The following is a 26,974-nucleotide window of genomic DNA, read 5'->3' as shown; positions in this document are numbered from 1 at the left end:
CTTCGGAGGGGTCAGGAGGCGGGCTCGGCGCCCACCGTGACCAGGCCGGTCTCGTAGGCGAAGATCACCGCCTGTGCGCGGTCCCGCAGGTCGAGCTTGGTGAAGATTCGACCGATGTGGGTCTTCACGGTCTGTTCGGCGACGACCAGATCCTGCGCGATCTCGGCGTTCGCCAGGCCGCGGGCGATCAGGGTGAGCACCTCGACCTCGCGCGCGGTCAGGGCGTTCAGTCGGGGCGAGCGGGCCCTGACCGCGGGCCGGGTCCGGGCGAACTCCTCGATCAGCCGCCGCGTCACCGACGGCGCCAGCAGGGCGTCACCGGCCGCGACCACGCGGACCGCCGCGATCAGGTCGGCGGGTGGTGCGTCCTTGAGCAGGAAGCCACTCGCGCCGGCGCGGAGCGCTTCGTACACGTAGTCGTCGATGTCGAAGGTCGTGAGCATCAGCACGCGCGGTCGGTGCTCCACGCCGCGTGGTGGGTTGAGCAGCTGGCGGGCCGCCTCCAGGCCGTCCAACTCGGGCATCCGGACGTCCATCAGGACGACGTCCGGGTGCAGCCGTCGGGACGTCTCCACACCCGCCAGGCCGTTGTCGGCGTCACCCACGACCTCGATGTCGGGCTGGGCGGCGAGCAACGCGGCGAAGCCGGCGCGGACCATTGCCTGGTCGTCGACGACCAGTACCCGGATTGTCATGCGTGTCCCTTCGACCGTCCGTCCAACTGTCCCACCGACCGTCCGTTCGTCTGTCCCGCCGACGGTCCGTCCGACTGTCCCGCCGACGCGGGCGCGAGCGGCAGGCTCGCCCAGACACCGAAGCCACCCTCGGGGCGCGGACCGGCGACGAGTTCGCCGGCGGCGAGGCGGACGCGTTCCCGCATGCCGACGAGGCCGTGTCCGGCGCCCGTCGACTCGACCGGTGCGGGCTTGCCTTTCGGCGCGTCGTTGACGATCCGGACGGTGAGCCGGGCGTCCTCGGCGCTCACCGTCACCTCCGTCGGCGCGCCCGACGCGTGCCGGACCACGTTGCTCAACGACTCCTGCACGACGCGGTACGCCGTCAGCCCGATCAGCTCGGGTATCCGGTCCGGCACCTGCCCCAGGTGGAGCCGCACCGGCGTACCGGCCCGCTCGGTCGACTCCACCAGCGAAGGGATGCGCTCCAGGCCGGGCTGCGGCACGCGTTGGGGATCGGTGCCCTCCTCCCGCAGGACCTTCAGCAGGCGGCGCATCTCGGTGAGCGACTCCCGCGCCGTCTCGCTGATCGAGGTGAACTCCTCCTTCGCGGCGGCGTTGAGGCCCTCCAGGCGGTACTCCGCGGTCGACGCCTGCACGACGATCATCGACATGTGGTGGGCGACGATGTCGTGCATCTCGCGGGCGATCCGGGCCCGCTCCTCCAGGAGCCGGCGGCGGTGGCGTTCCTCGGCGGTGAGGTGTTCCTCCTCCGCGAGCCGGTTCCGCGCCTGGGAGACCAGCCGTATCGACGTGCCGGCCACCAGCATCAGCGCCGACAGCAGGACGAAGAGAGTGATGTCGGGGCCGGGGGCCACGCGTGGCTGGTGTCTCACCGCGAGGGTGACGAGGGCAGCACTGGCGAGCAGCCACGCGGGTACGGCGACCAGGAGCGAGCGGCGCAACGACACCGCGAGCTGGACGACGAGATAGGCGATCAACGCCGTCGGGAGCAGCGGCCACGGCTCGGAGGGATCGATCGGCCGGACCACCAGCGACACCACGAACGACGGCACCAGGACACACCAGGCGAGCAGCGGGCGGAAGATCGCGATGACGACCGGCGCGGCCTGCCAGAACGCGAAGAGTGTCCCGAATCCGGCCGTATAACCCACGACGCGGTAGTTGGTGCTGGTGAACACCGCGCCGCTGGACGCCAGGATGGCCGTCAACGCGACGGCGCCCACCAGGAGGGCGACGCGGAGCCATCCGGTGGCGCGAAGGCCACCGGAGTCGTCGCCGCGCGCCTCGTCCGTCATCGGGGGTCAGCCTAGGTTCTGTCCCGGCCGTGCGAATCACACCACGGTGCTACGTCCCGGATCGCGGTGCGGTGCTATGGACGATCGTTCCTGCCCCCGCGGTACGGCGACGAAGCTGGCCCCGTCGCACGACGCCCGCCCACCCGTCCCCGGCCTACCTTCCCCTCCAGGTTCGGGGGCCGCGGCGGATCCGCCTCCCCCACCGGCGGCCGGACAGGTGCCGGCCGCGAACTCACTGGAGGGGACATGCGGGAGATCACGTTCGCGTTGGTGTCCGAGCTGTACGAGGACCACCTCGACGACCTGCGCGTGGTGCGCAAGGAGCAGCGGGAGCTCTACGTCGACCATCGGCAGGCGGGCGGCAAGGCCCAGCTCGACGATCTCGAGGCCGAGATCACCTATCTCCTGCTGCGCGCGGCCCGACCACGCAACGTGGTCGAGATCGGCTGCCTGCACGGGTGGTCGACCAGCTGGATCCTGCGGGCGCTCCGCGACAACGGAAGGGGGACGCTGCACTCCTTCGACCGGGTCGACGCCGCCACCCGCCGGGTGCCGCCGGAGCTGTCCGTGGACCGGTGGCGCTTCACCCACGGCGACGTGCGTATCCGGCTTCGGGAGTTTCCGGACGCCATCGACTACCTGTTCGTCGACGCCGCGCACACCTCGCGGTTCGCCCGCTGGTACGTCCGTACGGTGCTGCCGACGCTCGCGCCTGGCACACCGGTGAGCGTGCACGACGTCCACCACCGCGCGAACCCGCTGCCGTTCTCCGAGGGAAGGGTCCTGCTGGAGTGGCTCGGCGCGCGCGGCCACTCCTCGTTCACGACCGCCGCCGCGAAGTCACCCACGGTCTGTCGAGAGCTGGAGCGGCGCAGGACGAACTGGGGCCTCGCCGAACCGATCCACACCGGGCGGGACAACCCGATGGTGTTCTTCACCTCCGCGTGAGCCCGGTCACCGCCCCGGTCACGGCCCCGGTCACCGCCCCGGCCCCGGTGCGGTCACCGGGTAGGGTCGAGAACTTGGTTCGCTGCAGACGAGAAACGTCCCCGCCGATGGGCAGGTGAGTTCGAATGCAGATCGATCTGGGTGGCCGCACCGCGCTGGTGACGGGCTCGACCTCCGGAATCGGCTACGCGGCCGCGGAGTCCCTCGCGCGGGCCGGTGCCACGGTGCTCGTCCACGGACGCGGCGACGAACGCGTCTCCGGTGCCGTACGAAGGATCCGGGAGGCCACCGGCGCCGACGTCGGCGGAGTCGCCGCCGATCTCGGGAACGCCGAAGGAGCGGCCCGCATCATCGCCGACGTCCCGGACGTCGACATCCTGGTCAACAACGCCGGGATCTTCAGCGGCATGGGCTTCTTCGACATCCCGGACGAGGAGTGGCAACGCATCTTCGAGGTCAACCTCCTCTCCGCCATCCGGCTGGCCCGGCACTACACGCCGCGGATGGTCGACCGCGGGTGGGGCCGGGTGCTGTTCGTGAGCAGCGACTCGGCGCTGCAGATCCCGACCGAGATGGTCCACTACGGGGTCACCAAGACGGCCCAACTGTCGGTGTCACGCGGCCTGGCGCAGACCGTGGCCGGCACCGGCGTCACCGTCAACTGCGTCCTGCCCGGACCGACGCTGACCGAGGGAGTCCGCGAGTTCATCCAGGACCAGGTCGGCCGGGACATGCCCTTCGAGGCGGCCGAGCGGGTCTTCATCGCCGAGCATCGGCCGACCTCACTCATCCGCCGGCTGCTGCGCCCCGCGGAGGTGGCGAACATGATCACCTACCTCGCCTCCGAGAACGCCGCCGGCACGACCGGTGGGGCACTGCGGGTGGACGGCGGCCTGGTCAGCACCATCATTCCCTGAACGCTTCGGCAAGCCTGTCCACCGCCGGTCCGGGCGGTCGCGCACCGCGCCGAAAACCTGCATGATGCGGTTCTGGTTGGTTTCCGCAGGATTCTGGCCGGGTTCTGGTCGGTCCCCGCACGGCGGTCGGCTCGCAGGCGCCGCGGTGCCCATCCGAGGAGGTACGCCATGCGGCTCCTGGTCATCGGCGGTTCCGGCCTGGTGGGCGGGCTGGTGCTCCCCTATCTCGCCGAGCACCACGACCTGCGCGTCTTCGACCTCAAGCCGCCACGCGACGACGTGGCCGTCGACTACGTCCCGGGTGACCTTCGCGACGTCGCCCTGGTGGCGCGCGCGGTCGAGGGCATGGACGCGGTCCTCTTCATGGCGATGGGGCCGATGGCCGGGTGGGGAACCCCCGACAACGCCAGGACCCACCTCGAGGTCGCGGTGCCGGGGCTGCACACCGCGCTGCGCGCCGCGCACGACGCCGGTATCACCCACGCCGTCTACACCAGCAGCATGTCGGTCTACGGCGAACCGCCCGCCGGGGTGCCCGACGATCCGGAGGCCGCGTCCGGAACCCACGCCGTGGTCCTCCACGACGGTGCGCCCATCGAGGCGTCCGGGTCACGCACGCGCTACCCGGACGAGTCCGTACCACCAGACGCCACCGACTTCTACGGCCTCGCCAAGCGGCTCGGTGAGGAGGTCTGCCGAAACGCCGCCGAGGCATGGGGGATGAGCGTCGTCGCCCTTCGGCTGTGCCACCCGGTCGCCGACGCCGACTTCCCTCGCACCGACCATCCCCGGGTCCGCGCCATCTGCACCTCCGCGCGCGACGTGGCCAGCGCCCTGCTCGCCGCCCTCTCCCGGCGCGGCCACGGATTCGAGGCGTTCGCGATCAGTGGTGACGGCGGCGAGCGCCTCGTCACCCTCACCCGGGCCCGCGAGGTGCTGGGGTGGACTCCCCTCGACCGCACCGACCAGGCCGTCCCCAGCCGGCGCGACCCGTAGGTCTCGCCCGTCACAGCGCGCGAAGCGCGGGCAGGAACTCCTTGTCCGCCCACGCCACGAACTCGTTCTGGTTGCCGCCACCCACCTGCACCAGGGCGACGTGGGTGTAGCCCGCGTCCACGAACGTCCGGACCGCCTCGACGTGGGTCTCCAGGTCCGGGCCGCAGGGGATCTGGCGCGCCACGTCCTCCTGACGGACGAAGCGGGACGCCTGCTCGAACGCCGTGGGTCCGGGCAGCTCGGAGTTGACCTTCCATCCACCCGTGAACCAGCGGAACTGTTCGTGGGCACGGCGTTGCGCCTCGTCGGTGTCGGTGTCGTAGCACACGGCCACCTGGCCGACCCGCGGCTTGCCCGCGCCACCGTGCTCGTCGAACATCCGGCCCAGCTCGGCGCGCGGCTCGATCGCGATGAGGGCGTCGGCGAACTCACCGGCGATCCGCGCGGAACGCGCGCCGGACACCGCGATGCCGATCGGCGGCGGCGTCGGCGGCAGGTCCCACAGCCTGCCCGCCTCCACCTCGAAGTGGGCGCCGTCGTAGCGGACGTAGCCGCCCTCCCAGAGCTCGCGGATGATCTCGACCGCCTCGACCAGCATCTCGTGGCGTACGTCGACGGGCGGCCACCCTCCACCCACGACGTGCTCGTTGAGGTTCTCCCCCGCGCCGAGGCCGAGGGTGAACCTGCCCTCGCTCAGCAGGGCGACGGTGGCGGCCATCTGCGCGACGACCGCCGGATGGTAACGCCGGGTCGGGCAGGTGACGTAGGTCATCAGCGGGATCCGGTTGGTGGCCTGTGCGGCCGCGCCCAGCACCGACCAGGCGTTCGGCGAGTGGCCCTGCGCGTCCAGCCAGGGGAAGTAGTGGTCGCTGATCACCGCGAAGTCGAAGCCGGCGTCCTCGGCCAGCCGGACGTCGTGCACGAGCTGGGTCGGACCCGCCTGCTCGCATAACATCGAGTACCCGAACTTCACCATCACATCTCCTCGGTCAGTAGGGCCGCTTCTCCTTCGGGGACAGGGGCCCGCGGACGCCGTCACGGACGCGGCAGGTTCCGCAGGTTGCTTCGCGCCAGGTTGAGCAACTCCTCCGCGTCTCCCGCGAGCACCAGCTTGGTGGCCGCCAGGGCGAAGCCCCTGGTCTGCTCGCTGGTGATCCGGGGCGGCATGGACAGCGCGTTCGGGTCGGTGAGCGCGTCGACCAGGACGGGCCCGGGGGTCGCGAGCGCCTCCCGCAGACCCTCGCGTACGTCGGCGGGATCCTCGATCCGGATGCCGGTCATCCCGGCGGCGCGGGCGACCGCCGCGAAGTCGGGATTCTTCAACGCCGTCTGGTACGGGAGATAACCCTCGACCATCATCTCCAGGGCCACCATGCCGAGCGACCCGTTGTTGAAGATGACGAGCTTCACCGGCAGCTCGTGCTGGACCAGGGTGAGGATGTCGCCCATCAGCATGGAGAACCCACCGTCCCCACACATCGCGATCACCTGGCGGTCCGGTTCGGCGCACTGCGCCCCGATCGCGTGCGGCAGCGCGTTCGCCATCGAGCCGTGCGCGTACGAACCGAGGATGCGGCGTCCGGCGGTCGCGTGCACCAGCCGCGCGGCCCACACGTTGCACATACCGGTGTCGACGGTGAAGATCGCGTCCCTGGCCGCGAGGTCGTCGAGGGTGGCGGCCACGAACTCCGGCCGTACTGGACGGCGAGCGCGGGTGTCGTCGGTGTAGGCGCGCATCTGGGCGACGAGCTCGCGGTGACGGCGCAGCATCCGGTCCAGGAAGGACCGGTCAGGATTGTCGGCGACCCGCGGCAGCAGCGCGTGCAAGGTCTCCTTGACATCGCCCCAGACACCGAGGTCGAGCCGGGACCTGCTGCCGAGGCGTTCCCGCCGGGTGTCGACCTGTACGACACGCGGCGTGGTGGGCATGAACTGCACGTACGGGAAGTCGGTGCCGAGCAGGACGAGCAACTCGCAGCTGTGCATCGCCTCGTAACACGCGCCGTAGCCGAGCAGCCCGGACATGCCGACGTCGTAGGGGTTGTCGTACTGGATCCAGTCCTTGCCGCCGAGCGCGTGCCCGACCGGCGCCTTGACCCGCTCGGCCAGGGCGAGCACCTCGTCGTGCGCCCCGGCCACGCCCTTGCCGCAGAACAACGTGACCCGGGTCGCCGCGTCCAGCCGGTCGGCGAACTCGCCGACGACCGTGTCGGCGGGCTGGGAGGTGGGGCGCTGGTCCAGGCGGTAGGTGTGCTCCAGTTCCTCGCCGGTGGCCTCCTCCTCCGCGACGTCGCCGGGCAGGACGATCACGGAGACGCCGTTACGTCCGATCGCCTGCTGGATCGCGATCTGGGCGACCCTCGCCAGCTGTTCGCGCCGGCACACGAGCTCACAGAAGTGGCTGCACTCCTGGAAGATCGCCGTGGGATGGGTCTCCTGGAAGTACCCCGTCCCGATCTCGGTGCTCGGGATGTGCGACGCGACGGCCACCACCGGCGCCATGCTGCGGTGGGCGTCGTACAGGCCGTTGATCAGGTGCAGGTTCCCCGGGCCGCAGCTGCCCGCGCAGACACCGAGCCGTCCGGTCAGCTGGGCGTCCGCGCCCGCGGCGAACGCGCCGGCCTCCTCGTGGCGGACACTCACCCAGTCGAGTCCGTCGTGTCGCCGGACGGCGTCGACGACAGGGTTGAGGCTGTCGCCCACGACGCCGTACACCCGCTGGGCACCACCGGCGAGCAGGATCTCGACCAGCTGGTCGGCGACCGTGCGTTTCGCCACAGTGCCCCCTCCTGGCCACGGTCAGCGGGGGGCTCCCAGCAGCTCCCACGATGACGGCCGCGCCCGGATCACCCCAGGGGACTTCGGCCCCCGCCTTCCCCTCCTCCGGGGGGCAACGGCACCTGCGGGAGGAGTCGGCGCGTTCCGCCGCGCCGGCACCGCGCCGGTCCCGGTCGAAATCACCGTGAATGCGTGGGAGTCCCCGACTGGTAGGAAGGATCGAAACCGCCCGGCGGCACGCCCACCGCGTACGCCGGACCCCGCGCCCGAGCGAGCCCCCGAGAGGTCTGTCCATGAAGGCGATCCTGGTCCTGTTCGACACCCTGAACCGGCGCTTCCTCCCGCCGTACGGCAACGACTGGGTGCACGCACCGAACTTCGCCCGGCTGGCTCGTCGCACCACGACCTTCGACCGCTGCTACGGCGGCAGCATGCCGTGCATCCCCGCGCGCCGCGAGCTGCACACCGGCCGCCACAACTTCCTGCACCGCAGCTGGGGGCCGCTCGAGCCGTTCGACGACTCGATGCCCGAGCTCCTTCGCGGCAACGGCGTCTACACCCACCTCACGAGCGACCACCAGCACTACTGGGAGGACGGTGGGGCCACCTACCACGGCCGCTACGACACCTGGGAGTTCTTCCGCGGTCAGGAGGGCGACGCCTGGAAGGGGCAGGTGGCCGACCCGCTGATCCCCGAGGCGGTGAAGCTCTCCCGAGGCGCCAACTGGCGCCAGGACTGGGTCAACCGGGACCACCTGCGGCACGAGGAGGACCACCCGCAGACCCGGACCTTCGACGCCGGCCTGGAGTTCATCACCACCAACCACGCGCAGGACAACTGGTTCCTGCACCTCGAGACGTTCGACCCGCACGAGCCGTTCTTCACCTACAAGCAGTACAAGGACCTCTATCCGCACTCCTACGACGGGCCGCACCACGACTGGCCCGACTACAAGCGGGTGACCGAGCGGCCCGAGGTCGTCGAGCACGTGAAGTACGAGTACGCCTCCCTGCTCAGCATGTGCGACCACTCCCTCGGCCGGGTCCTCGACGCGATGGACGCGCACGACCTGTGGCGCGACACTATGCTGATCGTCGCCACCGACCACGGGTTCCTGCTCGGGGAGCACGGGTGGTGGGGCAAGAACATCCAGCCGTGGTACGACGAGCTCATCCACAACCCGCTGTTCGTCTGGGATCCACGCGTGCCCGACGCCGCGGGCGAACGCCGTACCAGCCTGGTACAGACGATCGACCTCGCCCCGACGCTGCTGGAGTACTTCCAGGTCCCCCGGCCGCCGGACATGCAGGGCGTCCCCCTGCACCAGACCGTCGTCGACGACACCCCGGTCCGGGAGGCCGGGCTGTTCGGCAGCTTCGGCGGCCACGTCAACGTGACCGACGGCCGCTACGTTTACATGCGCGCCTGCGCCGAGGCCTCCAACCAGCCCCTGTTCGAGTACACGCTGATGCCCACCCGGATGCGGAGCCGGTTCGCCCCCGAACATCTCCTCGACGCGACCCTCGCACCGCCCTTCGACTTCGCCAAGGGCGTGCCGGTGCTGCGGGTGCCGGCCGAACCGTCGGCCAACACCTTCGCCCACGGCTCACTACTGTTCGACCTGGCGACCGATCCGGGTCAGGAGCACCCGCTCCTCGACGACGCGGTCGAGACTCGGCTCGCCGAGGCGATGGTCGCGTCCATGCGGGCCAGCGACACCCCGCCGGAACAGTTCACCCGGCTCGGCCTGCCCGCGCAGGGTCCGGTCGGCCCCGAACACCTTTTGCTCCGCCGGCAGCAGGAGCAGGCGCGCGCCGCGACCGCGACGCTGCCCGACCCCGACGAGCAGCCGGCCGGCAGGTTCACCCTGCGCACACCGGTGTCGGAACTGCTGGCCGAACCCACCGCCGTCGATGCCATCCAGTCGGCCGTGCCCGGGCTGCTCGACAATCCCCGGGTGGCGACGTTCGGACACCTGTCGCTGCTCGAACTGGCCGCCGTGGCGCCCGCGGTGCTGGACGGCGTACGTCTCCGCTCGCTCGCCACGGCCCTCGCGGCCACCTGAGGGAGGCGACGACGGGCGCGGAACGGGTGAGAACGCCGAAGCGGGCGGCCGGCACGTGGCCGGCCGCCCGCTTCGGGCATGCCGGGTGAGCTTCTGCTCGACGCCCGGCGAGGTTCGCCGAGGTGCTGGTCGGCGCCTGCTCAGCGCAGGCCGAGCGCGATGACCTGCGTCACCTGGCTCGAGCTCAGGTTGTCGTCGGAGACGAACACCAGGCTGCGCTCACCCGCGCGCAACTGCGGTCCCCAGCTCATCCCCTCCACGTTGTCGATGTGGGAGAGGCCGAGGTCGGCAAAGTCGGCCACGAGCCGCTTCGTCACCGGACGGTAGGCGCCGTCGGCCAGGCTCGGGTCGCGCAGGATGTTGTTGGCACCGCGCAGGTCGATCTCGTAGAGCCGGATGCTGTTGCCCACGCCGGTCGCGAAGGACCGCTCCAGGACGAGGTAGTGGTCCTTGTCGACCGCGAGGATCTCGCTGATGCCGTTGTCGGCGGCGGCGGTCGGCGGGATCGGCGCCACCGGGATCGGGTCGAGCGGGTAGGCCACCTGCCGGACCGGCTGGCCGGACGCCTTGTCGTACCACGTCAGCCGGTTGACCGCCGGCGAGGTCGGCGTCGGCAGCGGACCGTCCTGGTAGAGAGAACCCTCCATCGACGTCACGATCTCCTTGCCGTCGGTCGTCAGGGTCAGGCCCTCGAAGACGGCGTTGCGGCGCGGGCCCTGCTCGGCCGCGCTCATCGTGAAGATCGACGGCTGGGTGAACTCGCGGAGGTTCCGCCCGGTGGTCGTCATCTGGCGCACCCAGGGGTCGACCAACGCGGGGGCCGAACCGTCGGCCGGCACCTCGCGCTTGCCCTCGCTGGACCAGTACAGCGTCCGGTCGCTCGGGTCGAGCCGGATCGCCTCCGGGTCCGCGACCTCGGGGTCGTTCGTGGCGAGCGGCGGGAACGTCGATCCGTCGCTGCGCAGGATGTCCTGGGCGCTGGTGAACTGAACAGGGGTCACGCCGGACTGGGTGACGTAGAAACGGGCGGTGTAGTAGCGGGCCGGGCCCTCCTCGGAGTCGTCGGAGAGGAGGTACCACTGGTTGCCACGCTGGTCGTAGTCGATGCCGGACAGCTCACCGACGGGCGCGCCGGCGAACGACAGCCCCTTCGGGATGACCTGCTCGCCCAGCACGCGCACCTGCTCGGCCGAAGTCGGGTCCGAGGGCCGGGCCGGACCCTCGGGCCGGTCCGGACGACCACGATCCGGGCCGGCGGCGGCCCGGGCCGCGGACGCGGCGTCGTGAACAGGTGCCGGCACGGCGCCGGCCGCGGACGCGAGGACACCCGAGCCGGCCACCAGTGCGGTGGCCAGCGCGGCGCCGCGCAGGAGGAGTGAGGTGGGGGTTCCCATGGGCATTCATCCAACCGGAAACGCTCCAACCCGACCATCCAGACGCCGGAGTCGACGTCTGCCCGACACGCCCACGACGCCTGCCCGACGTCTACCGGCCGCCACGCCTCCGGTAACGGGTTCACCCCGTCCGGGTGACTCCATCTGCCCGACCCAACCTGCATCGTGTCGGGGTTGGGCACGCCTGCCTCGGCGTACCCAGAAACGGAACCGCCCGGACAGCGGCCGCCTTCACGGGCACCGCCGGGCACGGACCGGAGGGGTGCAGATGTCCACCGAAAAGCCAGAGAGCCCGCAGCGGGGCGCCCCCGTAGCCCCGGGGGCACGCGTCCCGGAACAGACCACGCCCGAGAACATGCGAACCGGCGAAGCCGTCCGAGCGGAAGGAACCCGGGGCGCCCGTGCGGAGGGTCCAGCCGCAGAGGCGACCGCGCTCAGCAGGATGTGGGGTCTCTACCTCGCGGCCGGCATCCTGTGGGTGCTGTACGGCATGTTGGTGCTGAGCCTGCGCCCGGCTGCGGTCGCCTCCCTCGCCCTGCTGGCCGGGATCGCGTTCATCCTCGGCGGGATCTCGCAGATCTTCCACGCGACGCGCGTCGAGCGCTGGCCGTCGCTGTGGGTGGCCGCGGGCGTGCTCGGGATCGCGGCGGGAATCGTGGCGATCCTGTGGCCAGGGCCCACGCTGATGGTCATCGCCATGTTCGTGGCGTGGTACCTCGCCATCAGCGGGGTCTTCAGCATCATCGCGAGCCTCATGGGACCCAAGCTGCGAATGTGGTGGATCCCGCTCCTCATCGGCGCCCTGGAGATCGTCCTCGGCGTCTGGGCGATCGGCTCGCCCGGCCGTGAGCTCCTACTGCTCGTCAACCTGATTGGGTTCGGGATGGTGCTCTACGGCGTCACCGAGATCTTCGCGGCGTTCGGAGTGCGCAAACTCCCGGAGATGCTCGACGCGAACCACGACGGGCGGCGGCCCGCGAACACCTGACCTGCTCGATGACACCGGGCGCGTGACCCGGAGCCGGGTCACGCGCTCGGTGTCGTACGTGGTCCCTCAGTCGGCTGAGCGTGCGCGGTCGACCTCGAACGCCATCCAGATCGTCAGCCCGCCGTACGCGACGAGGTAGCCGCCGAGGATGGCGGCCAGCACGCCGAGCGACACACCCGGGTAGGAAAGGACGACGATGCCGGTGACGAGGGCGAGCAACCCGCACAGCAGTGCCGGGCCGCGGCCAGGTCGCACCCGTCCCACGAACGCCGAGAGCGCCACGAGCACGCCCCCGACGAGGAGGAACAGGCCGAGCATCAGGCCGACCGTCCACACCGTCGAGGCGATCTGGCGTACCAGGAGCACGCCCATCACCAACGCGAGCACGCCGAGCAGGGCCACCAGGATCCGTCGGCCGCCGTCGACGTCGGGTGCGACCATCGCCTGCAGCAGCGAGAAGAACCCCGCCAGCAGGATCTGGGCACCGGCGAGGACGCCGAGCACCTTGATCGTCGCGCCGCCCGGCCAGGCCAGCAGTGCCGTACCCAGGAGCAGGCTCGCGCACCCGAAGCCGAGCAACGCGCCCCAGCTGTCGCCGAGGGCCAGTAGCACGGTCGCCGCGCCGCGGCTCCGCCTGATCTCGGTCCGACTGCCTCGGGCGGCGGCTCGTGCCGCCGCGCGACGTCGTGCGGACGCCCCACTCGCCTCCGAACCGGGCCGCTCGGTCGGCGGCTGGCTGGGCGGGTGCTGCTCGGTCGGCGGTTGCTGGGTGGGCAGGTGCTCCTCGGTCGGCGGTTGGCTGGGCGGTTGGCTGGGCGGGTGCTGGCCGGGTGGCTGGGTCGGCGGCGGGACGGGCAGCATGGGCGGCATCGGCGGCGGCGGTGTCGGCTGCGGTGACGTGGGCGGTTGTGCCGACCCGCCGATCGGGCCGTTCGGGCCCGAACTGGCCGCGTGCGGATCAGACGGCATCACACTCGCTCCCCTCGCCGGGACTGACATGGCGCTGCACACTTCAGGCTGTCCAGCCCCGTTCGCCCCAGCACCACCCGGCAGGGATGATCTGTTCGTTCCGGTCCGCCCAGAGCCGACATTCGTCCCACCCTTCCGTTCCGATGGGACCTCTGCCCCTGCCCAGCGGACGGATGGCCGCGCTCCCATGGTTCGGAGGGTGCCGAAAGGGAGGCCACCCGACCAGGGGGCCATCCGACAGGGAGGTACGCGGTGACGACGCGCGTGCTCGTGGCCTACGCGACGAGGAACAGAGGTACCGCCGGCATCGCGGAGCGGATCGGCGCCGACCTGATCTCCGAGGGTCTCGAGGTCAAGGTGGCGCCCGCGAAGGCCGTGCACTCCGTCGCGGGGTACGACGCGTTCGTCCTCGGTGGTGCGATGCACGGCGGTCGGTGGGCGCACGACGCACGGAGCTTCGCCGAACGCTTCGGCCCCCAACTGGCGGACCGACCGGTGTGGCTGCTCAGCAGCGGTCCGGCCGGGCGACCGGCGGGCAACCACGACGACGAACCGGGCGGGGCCGCGGACGTCCCCGCCGGCCGGGTACACGCTCGGGACCTCAAACGGTTCGGTGGGCGGCTCCGTGCGGACCCGGAAGGTCTGCTCGGCCTCGTCCGCCGTACGCGGCACCGGGGCCACACCGGCGACCGTGAGGAGCAGGAGATCGACAACTGGGCGCACGAGGTCGCGGCCGAACTCGGCTTCGGAGACGCGTCCAGCCCGTCCGGGCGGCAACCACCGTCCTGAGGGTCAACCGCATCGATGTCACCGCCGGCCGGCTCCACGGGGGGTTCCCGCACATGGTCGTACTGATGGGGTATGCCAGCAGGCACGGATCCACCCGCGCCATCGCGGACCGGATCGCGGCCAGCCTGGACGAATACGGCAACCTGGTCGAGGTCCACGCGATCGCCGACGCCCCCGATCCGGGTGGCTACGACGCCGTCGTCCTCGGCAGCGGTATCTACGGCGGTGCCTGGTCGCCGGACGCGGTGCGGTTCGTACGCCGCCACGTCGACGCGCTGACCCGCCGCCCGGTGTGGTTGTTCAGCGTTGGCCTCGGCCCCGCGGCCGCCGACCAGGGGTTTCGGCTGGCCGGGCTGATGGAGCGCCAGGGCACGAAGATCCTCGGCGGCTTCTCCGGCATACTCCGTCCCCGGGAGCACCGCGTCTTCGCCGGCGTGATCCAGGCCGGGCACCTGTCCCGCACCCAGCGGCTGGCCTTCCGGGTGGTCCGGGGGCGCTACGGCGACTTCCGGGACGGCAAGGAGCTCGACGCCTGGGCCGACGACATCGCCCGCGAACTCGCGAGTGACTAGCTCGAGCACCGCCAAATAGAGGAAACCCTCTAAAGCCGGCGGAACCCCGCGCGGGCACCTTGGTCGAGTGGGCGCCGCGGCGGCTCCCGGGGCTATACACTCACCGGCCATGGGTCGGCCACCCCAACACGACATCGACAGTCTGCTCGACACGGCCGCTCGCCTCGTCATCGACGCCGGGCCGCGCAGTGTCACGATGTCTGCTGTCGCCCGGGCGGCAGGCGCACCGAGCGGATCCGTCTACCACCGTTTCCCGAGCCGTCCGGCGTTGCTCGCGGCGTTGTGGCTGCGCGCGCTCGACCGGTTCCACGCGGGCTTCCTGCACACCTTCGGCGACGAGCCGCCACTCGACATCGCGCGCGCGGCCGCCCGGCACGTGGTCGCCTGGTGCCGAGCCAACCCGCACGACGCCGCGATCCTGCTCTACAACGCCGCCGACTTCGAAGAGTCCGAGTGGCCGGCGCAGGCACGCGAGCACCTGAGGCGCGGCAACCGCAGCGTCGCCCGGGCGATTCGCGACCTCGCGGCCAACATGGGCTGCGCCAGTGCGGCCGACCAGGAGTTGGTCCGCATCGCCGTCGTCGACGTGCCCTACTCCGTCGTACGCCGCTACTACCGCTCGGGTAAGCGGATTCCACGCTACGCCGAGGACCTCGCCGAGGAGAGCGCCGCCGCCCTCCTGCGTGACCGCGCCGCCGGCTAGGCGGTCGCGTCCTAGCCCGCGACCGCATGCTTTGGCGGCGGAGCAACCCGCATCCGGAGACGACGAAGCGGCCGGCCAGAGTCGTCTCTGGCCGGCCGCTTCACGTTGATCACCGGGGGCGAATCAGCCTCTGTGTGCACGGCTCATGCCGTACTCTCCTGCCAATGACTCCGGGATCTCGTGGGCACGCGCGGTGAGTACCACTGCCAGCGCTGTCCCCGCCGCGCAGCTGGCCGCACGGTACGGGCTGGTGCCGAGTTCTGCTCGTCCATCGTTCGATACTTACGTCAAGGCGCTCTGGCAGCGGCGGCACTTCATCGCAGCCTTCGCCACCTCCCGCGCTGCCACGCAGTACTCCGGCGCCCGGCTGGGCCAGGTGTGGCAGGTCCTGACGCCATTGATGAACGCGGCCGTCTACTACTTCATCTTCGGAGTCCTGTTCCAGACGCGGGGAAACATCGAGAACTTCGAGGCCTTCCTGGTCACCGGCGTCTTCGTGTTCGCCTTCACTCAACGCTCGGTGGCGGTGGGCGCACGCGCGATCTCAGGCAACCTGGGCCTGATCCGGGCGCTGCACTTCCCGAGGGCAGCGCTCCCGCTCTCTCTGACGATCGTGGAGTTGCAGCAGCTACTCGTCTCGATGGTGGTGCTGTGCGGGATCGTCCTCATCACTGGTGAACCACTCACCGGGATGTGGCTGCTGGTCGTCCCGGCCGTCCTGCTGCAAGCACTCTTCAACACCGGGCTTGCCCTGGTGCTCGCGCGCGTCGGCGCGAAGATACCCGACGTCAGCCAGCTCCTGCCGTTCGTCACCCGCACCTGGCTGTACCTGTCCGGTGTCCTCTACTCCATCCCCGAACGGACCTCCCCGGGCCCGCTCCGGGACGTCATGATGGCCAACCCGGCGGCGGTCTACATCGAGCTTGTCCGGGACGGACTCATGGACAGCCACACCGCGCCGTCGTACGCGTGGTACCTCGCCATCGGCTGGGCCGTCGTGGCGTTTTGTCTAGGCTTCTGGTACTTCTGGGCGGGCGAGGTGAAGTACGGCCGCGGCTGACTTCGAGCACAACGGCTCGCCCTGACCAGTGCAACTGAGAGCAGCGCCGCCCACCGGACCGCCAGCTTGGCAACGTACATCTGCGGCCGCGTAAGCCCCACGCGTGAGGCGACGTCCATAAGTGACCTGGAGTGCCCTGTTCGGCCCTGGACTGATGGCCCGTAGATGCGGCTGGACGACGGCCGACGCAGGTTGAGAACCCATCAGGGCGAAGACGCGTATCTTGGCTGAGCAACCGAATGGCAGCCGTAGTCCCGATCGTGCACCAGGCGCAAGGTGGAGGCTCAACGTGTCTGTCAACGTGACCATCGACATCGACACTGTGACTTTCTGGGTGACTGTCCTCCTTCTCGCCGGGAGCCTGGTCACGGCGGTCTGGAACATCGTCCTGCCGTTCAGGAGCGTCTTCTCCTCGCCGATTGGGGATTTCGCCCGGATGGCGAGCGCTGTCACGTCTGGGCTCGCCTTCGTCCTCTCAGTCGTGCTACTCGTCCTGGGAAACCAACTCTGGCCGCTGCTCGTGGCGTCGGCTGCGCTTCAGGTCGTCACGGTCGTATGGGTTCTCATCCCGCGTCCCGAGCATGGGCCAGTGATCGACTTCTAGGAGCACACGATCTGCTCGGGCGCCTCGCCCCAGACGTCATCTCAGTACGGTCATGGCCCGCCGGTTCGTGCCAGCGAACTCCCAGCGGCGATCCGGCTCGCTGGGCAGGGACCTGTCCTCCCGCGTCGCACCAAGACAGACGCATGGGGCGCGTCGTCGCCTCGGCGGAGGCTGCGAAGGTGCTGCACCGATGAGCTCGGCGGCTCCTCGACGCTCTCTGTTCGACCTGAGCGACGTGCGACTGACCGTCCACAAAGTGGTCGCATCAAGGCGAAAGCCCCTGGTCGGATGGCTCTGACCAGGGGCTTTGCTGTTGGTGGAGGTGGCGGGAATCGAACCCGCGTCCTTCGTCGATGTTTCAGGGCTTCTCCGGGCGCAGCCTGTTTGACGTTCTACTCGGCCCCGGCGCTCATACAGGCAAGTCGCCGACAGGCCCAGCCACAGTTGATTTTCCCGCACGGCCCTGTGGCCGCTCCGTGCGGGTAAGCCCTCTAGATGAGATCAGAACCCGGGCCGAAGGCACTCCCGGACTGACCCTTCGTCAGCTCGCCTCAGGCGGCGAGAGCGAAGTTAGTGCGCTTGGAATCGGCACTTATTGGTTTCCAGGGATCGTTAACGAGACAACCCTGGGTCCTCGGCCCGCTTCTCCTGAAGCGATCATCCGAAGTCGAAACCGATCACCCCCATGTTGAGTTGTCAAACAGTCGCCCAGGCGGGCTTCCCCGTCCGGCTTGACCACTGTACTGCCCAACGCCCGTGTCAGTCATCCGCATTCCCGGGCATGCCCCGGACTGCCCCATATGCCCGCCTTGTCCTGGGCCGTGCCAGGCTCGGTCAGCGGCCGAAGGGGTTGGGAACGGCGTCCAGCAACCGTCTCGTGTAGTCGTCCCGCGCCGCGCGGATGACCTGCACCGTCGGCCCTCTCTCGACGAGCTCGCCGCGGTGCAGGACCAGCACCTCGTCGGCCAGCACCCGCGCGCTCAACAGGTCGTGGGTGACGTAGAGCATGGCGATCCCCCGGTCGCGCACGAGCCCGTCGAGCAGCTCCAGGATCTCCGCGCGGATCGAGACGTCCAGCATCGAGATCGGTTCGTCGGCCACGATGATCTCCGGCTCGGGCGCGAGCGCGCGCGCCACCACGACCCGCTGCTGCTGGCCACCGGACAGCTGGTGGGGGAACTTCTCGACGAACGCCGCCGCCGGCGACAACCCGACGCTCTCCAGCAGCCCCTCCACCCGCGAACGGAGCTCGCCGCGGGAGACGCCCTGGTAGTTGACCAACGGGCGGCCGAGCGTGTAGCCGATCGTCCGGGCGGGGTTGAGAGCCGCGAACGGGTCCTGGAAGACGAGCTGGACATGGCGACGGTAGGACCGCAGCCCGCGGCCACGCAGCCGGTCCACTCGCAGGTCGCCGAAGGTCACCGCGCCCTGGTCAGGTCGCTCGACGCCGGTCACCATCCGGGCGAGGGTGGTCTTCCCGCTGCCGCTCTGCCCCACCAGCGCGGTGACCGTACCGGCCCGCAGGGTGAACGAGACGTCCCGGACCGCCCGCACCTCCGCGACCCGCAGCCCGCGGCGGGTGCGGTAGGTCCGGTGGACGCCGTCGACGGTGAGGACGTCCGCACCCGATCCGGTCGGCCGTTCCCTCCCCGTCGAGGTGGTGAACACCTCACCGGTACGCGCGGAGCGAACACGCGTACCACCGTCGGCGTGGGCCGCGCGCGCGACATGGCAGGCCGTCTCGCCCGGACCGACGGGCACCAGGGCGGGGTCCTCCACCCGGCAGACGTCGATCACCTCCGGACACCGGGCCGCGAACAGGCACCCCTGCCCCGGCGGGGACAGGTCCGGCGGACGGCCGGGGATGTAGGCGATCTCCACGGTCTCGGCGCGCGGATCGGCGTAGGCGCCCAGCAGTCCGCGGGTGTAGGGATGGAGCGGCTCGGCGAGCATGGTGGCCGAACGCTGGTCCTCGACGATGCGGCCGGCGTACATCACCATCACCCGGTCCGAGACCTCCATCACGGTGCCGAGGTCGTGACTGATCAGCAGGACCGCGAAGCCCTGCTCGCGTTGCAGGGCGCGAACGTTGTCCAGGATCGAGCGCTGCACGATGACGTCCAGACCGGTGGTCGGCTCGTCGAGCAGGACGAAGCGCGGCCGCAGCGCGAGCGCCAGGGCCAGCGCGACCCGCTGCTTCATACCACCGGACAGCTCGTGCGGATAGAACCGCATGTACGACGGGTCGATCATGACCATCTCGAGGAGTTCGGCGACGCGGCCGCGAACCGCCGCACCACGCAGGGAGGTGTGGTGCTCGATCACGTCCCGGAACTGCGTCTGGATGCTCAGTACCGGGTTGAGGGAGTTCATGCTGCTCTGAAAGACGGTCGACATCTCCCGCCACCGCAGCCCGCGCAACTCCTCCCGGCCCGCGGTCGTGATGTCCCGGCCGTCGAAGCGCACCGTGCCGCCGGCGATCCGGCCCGGCGGGGGCAGCAGGCGCAGCAGCGCGTTGCCCAGCGTCGTCTTGCCACTGCCGGACTCCCCCAGCAGGCCGACGAACTCGCCATGGTTGAGCTGGAACGACACATCCCGCACCGCCTGGGTGGCGCCGTAGGACACGCGCAGGTCCCGTACGTCCACGAGGGGTTGGTCTGGCATGGCTCACCTCTCCCGCAGGTGCGGGTTGCTCAGGGCGTCGACGCCGAAGTTGATCAGGGTCAGCGAGGTCAGCAGCAGCGCGATGGCGAGCCCCGGCGCACCCAGCCACAGCCACTGGCCGGTGAGCATGGCGCCGTTGTTGTTGGCCCAGTAGAGCATCGTGCCCCAGCTGATGGTCGTCGGGTCGCCGAGACCGAGGAACTCAAGGCCCGCCTCAGCGCCGATCGCGCCACCCGCCGCGCCCAGGAATCCCGCGACGACCAGCGACATCATGTTCGGCATGATCTCGGCGAAGACGATCCGGATCGTGCTCTCGCCGGCGAACCTCGCGGCGGTGATGTAGTCGCGGGCCCGCAGGGTGAGGATCTGGGCCCGCTTGACCCGCGCGCCCCATGCCCACCCGGTGATGCTGATCACGAGGATGATCAGGCCGAGACCACGCACCGGTGAGTACGCCGCGAGCGTGATCATCAGCGGCAGCACCGGCACGACCAGCGCGAGGTTGATGAGGAACGACAGCACCTCGTCAACCCAGCCTTGCATGTACCCCGCGACCAGTCCCACCAGCAGAGCGATCAGGGTGACCAGCAGGCCGGCGACGACACCGACGATGAGCGACGTACGCGCGCCGTGGACCAACTGCGACCAGATGTCCTGGCCCGACGCCGTCGTCCCCATCAGGTGGTCGGCGCTGGGCGGCAGGGACTGCTCGAAGCCGGTGGACTTCGGGTCGTGCGGCGCGATCAGCGGAGCGAACACCGCGACGAGGACGAACACCGCGAGCAGCACCAGTCCGAGCCGGCTCTTCCGGTTGGCCCACAGGATGGCGAACCAGTTCGGCAGCCGCGAGCGCCGCGCGGTCGCGACCTCCGACTCCATCTCCGTCGCGGTCTCGGTCGGCTTCTGTACCTGGCCGAGGGGGGCGCTCATGCCTGTGTCTCCCTTCGGACCCGGGGATCCAGTACGCCGTAGAGGATGTCGGCAGCCAGGTTGGCGAGCAGGACGCCGATGGTGGTGAACAGGAAGATCGTCTGCATCAACGGGTAGTCGCGGTTGGCGATGGCGTCGAACATCAGCTTGCCCATGCCGGGATAGCCGAAGATCATCTCGACCAGCACCGTTCCGCCCAGGATCGTGCCGAGTCCCATCGCGAAGCCCGTGACGTTCGGCAGGATCGCGACCCGGGCGCTGTAGGCAAGCGCGACTCTCCTCGTCGGCAGCCCCTTCGCCTCGGCAAGGCGGGTGTAGTCCTCCCCGAGGGTGTGGACCATGTTGTTGCGCATCCCCAAGATCCAGCCGATCGGCGCCGTGATCAGCAACGACAGGGCCGGCAGGGCACTGTGGTAGGCCGCGTCGCCGAGGAATGCAAGGGACAGCGACGGTTCGATCTCCCCGCTGTAGCCGCCCGACTCGGGAAACCAGCGCAGGGTGAACGCGAGCAGGTAGATGAGGATCAGGGCGATCCAGAAGAACGGCAGCGTGCCGAGGAACGTCGAACCGAGGCTGACCACGGTGTCGAACGGACCGTTGCGCTTCCAGGCGGCCGCCGCGCCGAGCAGGGTGCCGATGACGAAGCCGAGCACGTGGGTGACACCGACCAGGACGATCGTCCACGGCAGGGCCTGCCCGATCATGTGCGTGACGGTGTAGGGGAAGTAGGTGTAGGACACCCCGAAGTCGCCGTGCAGCACGGCCACCAGGTAGTCGCCGTACTGCGAGAAGACGCTCCCGTTCGGCAGCCCGAGCATGAGTCGGACGGCTCGGATCGTGGCGGGGTCGATGGCTTCGTTCTGACCGGCGAGCCGGGCCACCATACTCTGTGCGGGGTCACCGGGCTGCAACCTCGGGATGATGAAGTTCAGGGTGACCGCGGCCCACAGGGTGAGGACGAAGAACATCACCCGACTGACGAAGTAGCGCATGGTCTGGCGCTCCCTAGGCGTTGCGCTGGGCGGAGCAGGGATCGCGCCGGCGGTGCCGCGATCCCTGCCGCCTCAGATCGGGCTCAGGTCGGGTTCTAGCCGTGGTACTTCGGGTTGGGCCGCAGCTTGGTCATGATCAGCAGGGCGTCACCCGGACCCGCGTACGGATCCTTCGCACTCGGCCAGCCGACCGCCTTCTCGCTGCGGTACTGGAACCACTGGGCTCCGTACCAGAGTGGGACGACCGGGAACTGGTCGACCATGATCTGCTCCAGCTCGCCCACGATCCGCTTCTGCGTCGCCTCGTCCTCAGCGCCGGCGAGCTGGGTCAGCAGCTCGTCGGTCTTCGGGTCCTTCCAGCGCACGTAGTTGGTCGGCGCGGGCTTGCCGATCGGGGCCGTCTGGTCACTCGCGAGCGGGTGGTCGTAGGCCTGGTAGATGTTGCAGCCGCCGCCGTGGACGCCGAAGAGCATGTCGAAGTGGCCCGAGTTACGGTCGGCGTCGTGCACCTCGGCCGAGGGCGTCTGGACGTCGATGGTGACACCGATGGCGGCGAGGTTGCGCTGGATGATCTGCGCCGCCTGGATCCAGTCGACCCAGCCGTTCGGCACCTTGTAGGAGAAGGCGGGCAACGGCCGGCCGTTCTTGCCGAGCAGCTTGCCGTCCGCGCCGGTCCGGTAGCCGGCCGCGGCGAGGATCCGCTTGGCCTCCGCCGGATCGTAGGGGATCTTGCCGGAGTTCTGGATGCCGGAGGCGAGCCAGTCCTTCTGCCCCGGCAGCACCAGGCCGGTCTGGCTCGCGGTCTCGACGTACCCGAACTGCGCCTTGTTCCGGATCTCGTCGCGGTCGATCGCGTAGGCGACCGCGCGCCGGAACTCCCGGTCGTCGAACGGCGCCTTGGTGAGGTTCATGTAGATGCTGATCGAGGCGCCCGGCGGGAACCAGTAGTGGTTGTTCTCGGGGTCCTTCGCGACGTAGGTCTTGTCGATCTCCGGCACGAACATCGCGTTCCAGTCGTACTCACCGCGGCTGAGCCGGAGCTTGTCGACCTCGGCGCCGCCGGTGGACTTGCGGAACATCAGCTCCTGGACCTTGACCTTGTCCGCCTGCCAGTACTTCGGGTTGCGCTCCAGCAGGAGCTGCTGGCCGTTCATGCTCTTCACGGTGTAGGGGCCGGTGCCGATCGCGTCGTTGTTGGTGTACTTCGCCGGGTCGGGCACCTTCGACCAGACGTGCTCGGGCACGATCAGGATGTCGGCGATCTGGGTCAGCGTCGGGACCGCGGGTTCCTTGAAGCTGAACGTCACCTGGGAGGTCCCCTGCGCCTCGACGCTGCTGAGCTTGCCCCACAGGCCGTTGACGTCGAGCGCGGGCGACTTCTTGAACATGTTGAAGGTGAACGCGACGTCCTTGGCGCTGAAGGGCTTACCGTCGGACCAGGTGACACCGGACCTGGTCTTCACGACCAGCTTCCGCGGGCCCTCCCAGGTGTAGGACGTGCCGAGCCACGGCGTCACCTCGCAGTCGAAGTCGTTCACGACGAACAACGGCTCGAAGGTGAAGCCATAGGTCAGCGCGGTGGGCGAGAACGGGTTGAAGTTGCGCTGCGGGGCGTTGCCGCCGCCGAAGTCGCCCATGTTGAGCCGGCGAACCATACCGGCCGAGGCCTGACCCTCGCCCGACGTACCGTCAGGGCCGCCTTGACACGCGGTCGTACCGGCGACCACCACGAGGAGCGACGCGACCGCCGCGATCCTCCTCCGCCTCGCGGATGTGCGGGGTGAACCCCTTTGGGCAAGCGCTGTCCACACGTCGAACCTCCTGGCTGGAAGTGCCGGTCATGGTTCCCCCGTGAGGTGCTGAACTGCTGCTGTGTGGGTCACCCGCCGCAGCCGCAGCTGCCGCGGATCACCACCTGCGTCTCGAGCACGCGGTCGAGTGCGGCGTCGACCTCACCGTCGACGTGGCGCAACAACAGCCGCGCGGTCTCCCGCCCGAGCTCGCGCATGGGTTGGTGGACGGTGGTGAGTCCGGAGGCCATCAGGGTGGCCATCGGGATGTCGTCGAACCCCGTCACCGCGATGTCGTGCGGGACCCGCAGGCCGCGGTCCATCAACGCGACCACGACCCCGAGCGCGGTCTCGTCGTTGGCGCAGACGATGGCACGCGGCCGCCTGCCATCGTCCAGGAGTCGGCTGGTCGCGATGAACCCGTCGGACTGCTGGAGCCCGACCCGGATCGGTTCGGCGGGCGGCTCGACTCCCGCTCGTTGGTGCGCCTGCAGGAAGCCCTGCCAGCGGTAGGTCGCGTCCGGCGATCCGTCGGGGTTGCCGACGAACGCCAGGTGCTCGTAACCGTGGTCGGTGAGCAGGTGGGCGGTCAGGCGCGCCATCGCCGCGGCGTTCTCGATCCGCACGGTGGGTACGCCCACCAGCGGCCGACTGGCGAGCAGGACGACCGGGTCGCCGTAGTCCTGCAGCCGGCGTACGACGTCGTCGGGGAGCGCACCACCCATCACCGCGAGACCGTCGACCCGGTCGGCCATGCCGAGCACCAGGTCGCCGGACTGCTTCAACAGGTGCGTGCCCATGATGAGGACACTGACGCTGGCCTCCAGCGCCTCCTGCTCGAAGCCGTTGATGACCTCGGAGTAGTAGGGGCCGGACAGGCCCGGGAAGACGATGCCGAGGGCGGCGTGGCGGCGTTCGACCAGTGCCCGGCCCAGGTGGCTGGGCCGGAAGTGGTGCTTCTCGATCGCCTCGAGCACCTTCGCACGGGTCTCCGGCGAGACCTGGCCGACGCCACGCGCGACCCGGGACACGGTCGCCGTGGAGACGCCCGCGTCACGAGCGATCTCGTGCAGCGTCGGACCTTTTCTGCCCATCGAAGTCCCGTCGTCTCACGCCGTTCCGGCACCGTGATCATCGGTGTAACGTGTTGCGGTAAACGTTTGCAGAGATTTTTCTGGATCGTAACGACGGCGGAACCGGCCCGCAAGTAGCAGACCAGGGAGTGCCCCGTGATCGACGTTCGCAGCAAACGCCTCGTGGTGGACGGCTCGCCCCGCATCCTGCTGAGCGGTGAGGTCCACTACTTCCGGCTCGCTCGCCACGACTGGGCCGACCGGCTCGACAAGCTCGTCGCCGCGGGCGCCGACACCGTGGCGTCGTACATCCCCTGGCTCTGCCACGAGGACAAGGACGGCGGCATCGACGTCACCGGCCGGACCCGGCCAGAGCTCGACCTCGGCGCCTTCGTCGACCTGGCCCGCGAGCGTGGGCTCTACTTCCTCGCCCGGCCCGGCCCGTTCGTGATGGCCGAGCTGAAGAACGAGGGCCTGCCGTACCGGCTCTACGACGAGCATCCGGAGATCCACCCGGTCAGCTGGGACGGCGAGCCGGTGCCGACCCGCACCGTCGACTACCTCGCGCCGGCCTACCTCGCCGAGGTCGAGCGGTGGTACGCCGCGGTGATGCCGGTGCTCGCGAACCGGTTGGTCTCCAGGGGCGGCAACGTCGTGGCCGTCCAGCTCGACAACGAGATCGGCATGCTCTCCTGGGTCACCGGTCGTCCCGACCTCACCGACCACCTGCTTGCCGACCTCGACGGCTGGCTGCGCGAGCGCTATGACGCCGACGCGCTGGCCGCACGCTACCCGGGACTGGCACTCGAGGACCCGGCGGCACGCGCGGCGGGGATCCGGTCGCCACGGGAGGAGTACGCCGCCGCCCTGCTGCACGACCTCGGCCGCTACATGCGGGCCCGCTTCGCCCGCTACGTCGCCGCGCTGCGCGGCTTCGCCGAGGCGGCCGGGGTGAGCGGTGTGCCGTTCCTCGTCAACATCCACGGGACGGCCGACGGCCGGGGTACGCCGTTCCCGATCGGTATCAGCCAGCTCATGGACACCTACCGCGGCGTTCCCGGCATGCTCTCCGGCTCCGACCACTACTTCGGCGACCTCACCACCCGCAACGCCGCGGACCTGTACCTCATGAACGCCTTCATGGACGCCGTCCACGACGCCGACCAGCCGCTGACCTCCGTGGAGTTCGAGGCGGGCGACGGCGACTACGCCCGCGACCAGGCTACCCGCTACGACCCGTCCGCGGTCGACCTGAAGACCAGGTTGTGCGTCGCACAGGGAAACCGGCTGCTCAACTACTACCTGTTCGCGGGCGGGATCAACCCGCGCCTCGACACACCGGTCGGTGACGGCAACGACCGGATCGCCTTCACCGGCGAGCGGCACGGCACCGGCGCCCCGGTCGGGGCGCTGGGCGAGCTGGGCCTGACCTACTCCCGCACCGCCGCGGTGATGCACGCCGTCCGCGCCGTCGGCGGAAAGCTCGCCACCATGGACGAGGAGCACGACGACCTCGCCATGGGGTTCGTGCCCGACTACTTCATGACCGAGACGGCCTACCCGAAGAGCACCCTCGTGCGGGAGATCGTCGGCAACCTCGAACGCCACCGCTTCGGCGGACCCGGTCAGCTGATGGCGCGGGCGGCGCTCGCCGCCGGCTACCGCTTCGGCGCGGTCGACCTGCAGGATCGCGAGGCGCTCGCCCCACGGACCACGCCGGTGCTGATGCTCGCGTCGGCGCGCTACCTGGCCGCCCCCGTGCAGAGCCGTCTCGTGTCCTACCTGCGCGCCGGCGGCCGGCTCCTGCTGTGCGGGGAGGTCCCGGCGTACGACCTCGAGGGACGGCCCTGCACGACCCTCCAGGACGCGCTCGGTGTGCGGCCCCTCGGAGTGCGCCACGGCGACCACGGGTTCTTCCTGTCCGTGTGCGCCTCCGGATGGGCCGCGCCGCGGCCGGAGGTACGGGTCTCCTCCACCCAACTCCTCGAACCCGGCACCGGCACCGTGCTGCTGCGGGAGTACGCCTCGGGCGACGCGTGCGGACTCGACGTCCGGGTCGGCGCCGGGCGGGCCGTCGTCCTCACGACCGACTATCCGGGCAACGACGTCGCCTTCTACCGCACCGCCCTGGAGACCCTCGGCGTCCGGGCCAGGCTGCGCCACGACGCTCCCAGGGCCGGCCTGCTGGTGACCTCGACGAGGAACGAACGCGGGGAACGCTTTGTCCACGCCCTCAACCTGGACGGCTACGACGCCGACTTCCGGCTCACCGAGGACGACCGGACGCTGTTCGGCGGCCACCCGGTCGCGCTTCCCGCGCGCAGCGGCGTCATGCTCCCGATCGACCTAGACCTGGACCCCGGTGTGGGCTCGGACCTCGAACCGCGGGTCGGCCACTCCCCCGTTCGGCTCGCCTGGGCGACCGCCGAGATCGCCGCGCTCTCGCCCGGGCGGGTCGCGTTCCGGTCCGGTCCGGGTGAGTGCGTCGCGGCGTTCGAGACCGACCGACTCCTGCACGGCGACTGGTCGGACGCCACCTTCACGCGCGACGGCGTGGCAGGAGACGGGCGGGACGGACTGTGGCTGGTACGGATCCCGGCCTCCACCGGCGGGAGTGGGCAGGTCCACACGGTCGCCTGGGATCCGGTCTCCGGGGACTAGCTCCCCCCAGATCAGTCCCCAGGTCACTCCCCGGATCAGTCCCCAGGTCAGACCCGGTGCAGCCCCCGGGGACGCCCCGCCCTGCAC

The 26,974-nt window shown here is 70.2% G+C and carries 22 protein-coding genes and 1 other RNA gene; 11 read left to right on the top strand and 12 right to left on the bottom strand.

Going from position 1 to position 26,974, the window contains the following annotated elements; genetic code table 11:
- Window positions 1-11: 11 nt before the first annotated feature.
- Together HEB94_RS22930 and HEB94_RS22925 are read right to left on the bottom strand one after the other, a co-directional pair.
- The gene (locus HEB94_RS22930) at window positions 12-695 is read right to left on the bottom strand and encodes a response regulator (RefSeq protein WP_192751804.1); all 684 of its coding nucleotides are present in this window, start codon (window positions 693-695) and stop codon (window positions 12-14) included.
- Window positions 692-1,993: a sensor histidine kinase gene (locus HEB94_RS22925; protein WP_192751803.1), complete on the bottom strand. Its 1,302-nt coding sequence runs from the start codon at window positions 1,991-1,993 to the stop codon at window positions 692-694. The genes HEB94_RS22930 and HEB94_RS22925 overlap by 4 nt, the downstream gene beginning before the upstream one ends.
- A 246-nt stretch (window positions 1,994-2,239) precedes the next feature.
- Here HEB94_RS22925 and HEB94_RS22920 point away from each other — a divergent pair, with 246 nt between their 5' ends.
- The 3 genes from HEB94_RS22920 to HEB94_RS22910 all read left to right on the top strand — a co-directional run bounded on the left by HEB94_RS22920 (window position 2,240) and on the right by HEB94_RS22910 (window position 4,854).
- Window positions 2,240-2,941, top strand: a complete 702-nt coding sequence (locus HEB94_RS22920; RefSeq protein ID WP_192751802.1) for a class I SAM-dependent methyltransferase — start codon at window positions 2,240-2,242, stop codon at window positions 2,939-2,941.
- A 125-nt stretch (window positions 2,942-3,066) separates the two neighbouring features.
- Complete coding sequence (locus HEB94_RS22915) at window positions 3,067-3,858, top strand: SDR family NAD(P)-dependent oxidoreductase (RefSeq protein WP_192751801.1); 792 nt, start codon at window positions 3,067-3,069, stop codon at window positions 3,856-3,858.
- 168 nt (window positions 3,859-4,026) lie between these two features.
- Window positions 4,027-4,854, top strand: a complete 828-nt coding sequence (locus HEB94_RS22910) for an NAD-dependent epimerase/dehydratase family protein (RefSeq protein ID WP_192751800.1) — start codon at window positions 4,027-4,029, stop codon at window positions 4,852-4,854.
- A 10-nt stretch (window positions 4,855-4,864) separates the two neighbouring features.
- On the opposite strand, the gene HEB94_RS22905 is transcribed toward HEB94_RS22910, so the two are convergent.
- Together HEB94_RS22905 and HEB94_RS22900 are read right to left on the bottom strand one after the other, a co-directional pair.
- Window positions 4,865-5,830 carry an LLM class F420-dependent oxidoreductase gene (locus HEB94_RS22905; RefSeq protein ID WP_192751799.1) on the bottom strand — a complete coding sequence of 322 codons (966 nt, stop codon included), beginning with the start codon at window positions 5,828-5,830 and terminating at the stop codon, window positions 4,865-4,867.
- A 59-nt stretch (window positions 5,831-5,889) separates the two neighbouring features.
- On the bottom strand, window positions 5,890-7,632 hold the full coding sequence (locus HEB94_RS22900; RefSeq protein ID WP_192751798.1) for a pyruvate dehydrogenase: 1,743 nt from the start codon (window positions 7,630-7,632) through the stop codon (window positions 5,890-5,892).
- Between the two features lie 293 nt (window positions 7,633-7,925).
- Between HEB94_RS22900 and HEB94_RS22895 the strand changes: the two genes are divergently transcribed.
- On the top strand, window positions 7,926-9,698 hold the full coding sequence (locus HEB94_RS22895; protein ID WP_192751797.1) for a sulfatase: 1,773 nt from the start codon (window positions 7,926-7,928) through the stop codon (window positions 9,696-9,698).
- Window positions 9,699-9,838: 140 nt separating this feature from the next.
- Here HEB94_RS22895 and HEB94_RS22890 read toward each other — a convergent pair whose 3' ends face one another.
- A complete protein-coding gene (locus HEB94_RS22890) occupies window positions 9,839-11,092 on the bottom strand; it encodes an esterase-like activity of phytase family protein (RefSeq protein WP_192751796.1) in 1,254 nt (417 codons plus the stop codon).
- Window positions 11,093-11,447: 355 nt separating this feature from the next.
- On the opposite strand from HEB94_RS22890, the gene HEB94_RS22885 reads away from it, so the two are divergent.
- Window positions 11,448-12,080, top strand: coding sequence for an HdeD family acid-resistance protein (locus HEB94_RS22885; protein WP_192751795.1), 633 nt, complete (start codon window positions 11,448-11,450; stop codon window positions 12,078-12,080).
- A 66-nt stretch (window positions 12,081-12,146) separates the two neighbouring features.
- On the opposite strand, the gene HEB94_RS22880 is transcribed toward HEB94_RS22885, so the two are convergent.
- The gene (locus HEB94_RS22880) at window positions 12,147-13,049 is read right to left on the bottom strand and encodes an HdeD family acid-resistance protein (RefSeq protein ID WP_192751794.1); all 903 of its coding nucleotides are present in this window, start codon (window positions 13,047-13,049) and stop codon (window positions 12,147-12,149) included.
- 252 nt (window positions 13,050-13,301) lie between these two features.
- Between HEB94_RS22880 and HEB94_RS22875 the strand changes: the two genes are divergently transcribed.
- From HEB94_RS22875 to HEB94_RS22855, 5 genes are all read left to right on the top strand, one after another.
- A complete protein-coding gene (locus tag HEB94_RS22875; protein WP_192751793.1) occupies window positions 13,302-13,838 on the top strand; it encodes a flavodoxin domain-containing protein in 537 nt (178 codons plus the stop codon).
- A gap of 53 nt (window positions 13,839-13,891) precedes the next feature.
- Window positions 13,892-14,410 carry a flavodoxin domain-containing protein gene (locus HEB94_RS22870; RefSeq protein ID WP_192751792.1) on the top strand — a complete coding sequence of 173 codons (519 nt, stop codon included), beginning with the start codon at window positions 13,892-13,894 and terminating at the stop codon, window positions 14,408-14,410.
- A 109-nt stretch (window positions 14,411-14,519) separates the two neighbouring features.
- Window positions 14,520-15,113: a TetR/AcrR family transcriptional regulator gene (locus tag HEB94_RS22865; RefSeq protein ID WP_192751791.1), complete on the top strand. Its 594-nt coding sequence runs from the start codon at window positions 14,520-14,522 to the stop codon at window positions 15,111-15,113.
- A gap of 193 nt (window positions 15,114-15,306) precedes the next feature.
- Entirely contained in the window at window positions 15,307-16,173 is an 867-nt protein-coding gene (locus HEB94_RS22860; protein WP_337917925.1) for an ABC transporter permease, read from the top strand.
- Between the two features lie 289 nt (window positions 16,174-16,462).
- Window positions 16,463-16,777: a hypothetical protein gene (locus HEB94_RS22855; RefSeq protein ID WP_192751789.1), complete on the top strand. Its 315-nt coding sequence runs from the start codon at window positions 16,463-16,465 to the stop codon at window positions 16,775-16,777.
- A 314-nt stretch (window positions 16,778-17,091) separates the two neighbouring features.
- On the opposite strand, the gene ssrA is transcribed toward HEB94_RS22855, so the two are convergent.
- The 6 genes from ssrA to HEB94_RS22825 all read right to left on the bottom strand — a co-directional run bounded on the left by ssrA (window position 17,092) and on the right by HEB94_RS22825 (window position 24,247).
- Window positions 17,092-17,462, bottom strand: a transfer-messenger RNA (tmRNA) gene (gene ssrA, locus HEB94_RS22850).
- Between the two features lie 149 nt (window positions 17,463-17,611).
- A complete protein-coding gene (locus tag HEB94_RS22845; RefSeq protein ID WP_192751788.1) occupies window positions 17,612-19,441 on the bottom strand; it encodes an ABC transporter ATP-binding protein in 1,830 nt (609 codons plus the stop codon).
- 3 nt (window positions 19,442-19,444) lie between these two features.
- Window positions 19,445-20,371: an ABC transporter permease gene (locus tag HEB94_RS22840; protein ID WP_192751787.1), complete on the bottom strand. Its 927-nt coding sequence runs from the start codon at window positions 20,369-20,371 to the stop codon at window positions 19,445-19,447.
- The gene (locus tag HEB94_RS22835; RefSeq protein WP_192751786.1) at window positions 20,368-21,363 is read right to left on the bottom strand and encodes an ABC transporter permease; all 996 of its coding nucleotides are present in this window, start codon (window positions 21,361-21,363) and stop codon (window positions 20,368-20,370) included. The genes HEB94_RS22840 and HEB94_RS22835 overlap by 4 nt, the downstream gene beginning before the upstream one ends.
- A 95-nt stretch (window positions 21,364-21,458) precedes the next feature.
- Window positions 21,459-23,000: an ABC transporter substrate-binding protein gene (locus tag HEB94_RS22830; protein WP_238361600.1), complete on the bottom strand. Its 1,542-nt coding sequence runs from the start codon at window positions 22,998-23,000 to the stop codon at window positions 21,459-21,461.
- 242 nt (window positions 23,001-23,242) lie between these two features.
- A complete protein-coding gene (locus HEB94_RS22825; protein ID WP_192751784.1) occupies window positions 23,243-24,247 on the bottom strand; it encodes a LacI family DNA-binding transcriptional regulator in 1,005 nt (334 codons plus the stop codon).
- Between the two features lie 135 nt (window positions 24,248-24,382).
- Between HEB94_RS22825 and HEB94_RS22820 the strand changes: the two genes are divergently transcribed.
- The gene (locus tag HEB94_RS22820; RefSeq protein WP_192751783.1) at window positions 24,383-26,887 is read left to right on the top strand and encodes a beta-galactosidase; all 2,505 of its coding nucleotides are present in this window, start codon (window positions 24,383-24,385) and stop codon (window positions 26,885-26,887) included.
- Window positions 26,888-26,974: the final 87 nt, after the last annotated feature.

Source organism: Actinopolymorpha pittospori (assembly GCF_014873875.1).
GTDB lineage: Bacteria > Actinomycetota > Actinomycetes > Propionibacteriales > Actinopolymorphaceae > Actinopolymorpha > Actinopolymorpha pittospori.
This window is presented reverse-complemented; position numbering and strand designations above follow the sequence as displayed.

What these genes read in the sequence shown, in the direction of transcription:
- HEB94_RS22930 (WP_192751804.1), bottom strand. Translation starts at nt 695, where the DNA reads ATGACAATCCGGGTACTGGTCGTCGACGACCAGGCAATGGTCCGCGCC.
- HEB94_RS22925 (WP_192751803.1), bottom strand. Translation starts at nt 1,993, where the DNA reads ATGACGGACGAGGCGCGCGGCGACGACTCCGGTGGCCTTCGCGCCACC.
- HEB94_RS22920 (WP_192751802.1), top strand. Translation starts at nt 2,240, where the DNA reads ATGCGGGAGATCACGTTCGCGTTGGTGTCCGAGCTGTACGAGGACCAC.
- HEB94_RS22915 (WP_192751801.1), top strand. Translation starts at nt 3,067, where the DNA reads ATGCAGATCGATCTGGGTGGCCGCACCGCGCTGGTGACGGGCTCGACC.
- HEB94_RS22910 (WP_192751800.1), top strand. Translation starts at nt 4,027, where the DNA reads ATGCGGCTCCTGGTCATCGGCGGTTCCGGCCTGGTGGGCGGGCTGGTG.
- HEB94_RS22905 (WP_192751799.1), bottom strand. Translation starts at nt 5,830, where the DNA reads ATGGTGAAGTTCGGGTACTCGATGTTATGCGAGCAGGCGGGTCCGACC.
- HEB94_RS22895 (WP_192751797.1), top strand. Translation starts at nt 7,926, where the DNA reads ATGAAGGCGATCCTGGTCCTGTTCGACACCCTGAACCGGCGCTTCCTC.
- HEB94_RS22890 (WP_192751796.1), bottom strand. Translation starts at nt 11,092, where the DNA reads ATGGGAACCCCCACCTCACTCCTCCTGCGCGGCGCCGCGCTGGCCACC.
- HEB94_RS22885 (WP_192751795.1), top strand. Translation starts at nt 11,448, where the DNA reads ATGCGAACCGGCGAAGCCGTCCGAGCGGAAGGAACCCGGGGCGCCCGT.
- HEB94_RS22880 (WP_192751794.1), bottom strand. Translation starts at nt 13,049, where the DNA reads ATGCCGTCTGATCCGCACGCGGCCAGTTCGGGCCCGAACGGCCCGATC.
- HEB94_RS22870 (WP_192751792.1), top strand. Translation starts at nt 13,892, where the DNA reads ATGGTCGTACTGATGGGGTATGCCAGCAGGCACGGATCCACCCGCGCC.
- HEB94_RS22865 (WP_192751791.1), top strand. Translation starts at nt 14,520, where the DNA reads ATGGGTCGGCCACCCCAACACGACATCGACAGTCTGCTCGACACGGCC.
- HEB94_RS22845 (WP_192751788.1), bottom strand. Translation starts at nt 19,441, where the DNA reads ATGCCAGACCAACCCCTCGTGGACGTACGGGACCTGCGCGTGTCCTAC.
- HEB94_RS22840 (WP_192751787.1), bottom strand. Translation starts at nt 20,371, where the DNA reads ATGAGCGCCCCCCTCGGCCAGGTACAGAAGCCGACCGAGACCGCGACG.
- HEB94_RS22835 (WP_192751786.1), bottom strand. Translation starts at nt 21,363, where the DNA reads ATGCGCTACTTCGTCAGTCGGGTGATGTTCTTCGTCCTCACCCTGTGG.
- HEB94_RS22830 (WP_238361600.1), bottom strand. Translation starts at nt 23,000, where the DNA reads ATGGGCGACTTCGGCGGCGGCAACGCCCCGCAGCGCAACTTCAACCCG.
- HEB94_RS22825 (WP_192751784.1), bottom strand. Translation starts at nt 24,247, where the DNA reads ATGGGCAGAAAAGGTCCGACGCTGCACGAGATCGCTCGTGACGCGGGC.